The sequence below is a fragment of the Spirillospora sp. NPDC048824 genome (genome assembly GCF_043198455.1).
GTDB lineage: Bacteria > Actinomycetota > Actinomycetes > Streptosporangiales > Streptosporangiaceae > Spirillospora.
In genome coordinates this window covers 1-1589 of record NZ_JBICUS010000062.1, presented here as the reverse complement: position 1 = coordinate 1589, position 1589 = coordinate 1, and the positions used below count along the sequence as shown (strand labels likewise).

Annotated in this window: 2 protein-coding genes; both read right to left on the bottom strand. The window is 64.1% G+C overall.

Annotated features, from left to right (window positions below; genetic code table 11):
* Positions 1 to 40 precede the first annotated feature (40 nt).
* Positions 41 to 1081, bottom strand: coding sequence for an IS3 family transposase (locus ACGFIS_RS37505; RefSeq protein WP_392974021.1), 1041 nt, complete (start codon positions 1079 to 1081; stop codon positions 41 to 43).
* On the bottom strand, positions 1078 to 1497 hold the full coding sequence (locus ACGFIS_RS37500) for a transposase (RefSeq protein ID WP_392974020.1): 420 nt from the start codon (positions 1495 to 1497) through the stop codon (positions 1078 to 1080). Before ACGFIS_RS37500 ends, ACGFIS_RS37505 begins: the two co-directional genes overlap by 4 nt.
* Between the last annotated feature and the right edge of the window lie 92 nt (positions 1498 to 1589).

Sequence of the window (1589 nt, the reverse complement as noted above, 5' to 3'; positions counted from 1 at the left end):
CGGTAGGTGTCAAGTCAAATGAGACAGGGGTCAGTGATCGTTAGGCAGCGTCTTCCCCCTGGTCAACGCCGGTCTGGACGACGATGTCCTTGTCGGGCTGGTTGATCCACGCGACCGCGGGGAGTTTGGGCAGCGCGGGGGCCTGCGTGAACCGCTGCGGGTTCGCCGCACGGAACGTCTCGATGGTCTGGCGTCGCTTCTGCTGGATCGCTTGTGCGGTGCCGACGTGGACCGTGAAGGGGACGTGCAGCCCGATCCCGGAATGGTAATGGTCGTGGTTGTAGTAGTTGAAGAAGTGGTGGCAGAACGTTTCGGCCTCGTCGAGGGAGCCGAAGCTGTCCGGGAACACGGGACAGTACTTCAGGGTCCGGAACTGCGCCTCGCTGTAGGGGTTGTCGTTGCTGACCTTCGGACGGGAGTGGGACTTGATGATGTCCAGATCCGCCAGCAGGTCGGTCACCGGCTTGGACGTCATCGAGGTCCCGTTGTCTGAATGGATGGTTCCGGGCACGATTCCGCCGTTGGCGACGAACGAGTTCTGCATGAACCGCTCGGCCAGCTCCCCGGACTCGCGCGGGTGCACTTCCCAGTGCACGACGCAGCGCGAGAAGATGTCGAGCATCACGTACAGGTCGTAGAACCTACGAGGGCCGGGACCCTGCAGCTTCGTGATATCCCAGGTCCAGATTTCATTGGGCGCGTGCGCAGCCAGGTAGGGCTTTTTGCGGGCCTCGTGGCGGGCCTGGGCGCGCCGCTCGCGGATCTGGTCACGCGCCCGCAACTCCCGGTACATCGTCGACACCGACGCCAGATAGACGCCCTCGTCCAGCAGCGCGGCCCAAACCTGGCGGGGTGCCTTGTCGGCGAACCGGTCGCTGTTGAGAACGGCTACCAGTCCGTCGCGCTCACCGGCGGTCAGCGCATTCGGCGGTGACGGCCGCACCACTGCTTTCCCGCCTTCGGGAGTCGGTTTCCGCCGCCGATAGAAACCCGAACGCGACAGGCCTGTCAATGCACACGACGCGGTAATCGGTAGATGCTCGGTCAGCAGGGTGAAAGTGTCGGCCCGGCAGGTGTTCACGAATTCTCGGTATCCGCGCTCTCGGACACCGTTTCCAAGAGCGCGATACCTTTTCCCATGATGTCCAGGGCAGCCTCGGTCTGCTTGATTTTCCTGGCCATGGCAGCATTCTGCCGTTCCAGCCGCGCTTTCTCCTTGCGCAACTGCTCCAGTTCGGCCTGCTCCGGCGACTTCTCCTTCCTGGGTGTCGGCCGAGCCGATCCCGACGAAGTCAACTGCCCGGCGTCACGCTGCCGGCGCCACGAGGAAATGCTGGATTCGTACAGGCCCTCCCGGCGCAGCAGCGCGCCTTTATCGCCGGTCGGCGCGGTGTCGTACTCCTCCACCATCCGCAGCTTGTAGGCGGCCGAGAAGGTCCGCCGCTTGGGCCGACCGGCTCGTGGCCCGTCGTCGGGAGGAAGATCGTGGCTGGTCATCGTCACTGTGCTCGGTACCCGTCCTCGCCCTGCTCATGTCAGTTAGGGAAGTTCATCCCCTGGTGTCCCACCTGAGCCTGACACAGAGGGCT

Bases quoted from the DNA above. Each gene is read 5' to 3' on its own strand.
- ACGFIS_RS37500 (WP_392974020.1), bottom strand. From the start codon at position 1,497: ATGACCAGCCACGATCTTCCTCCCGACGACGGGCCACGAGCCGGTCGG.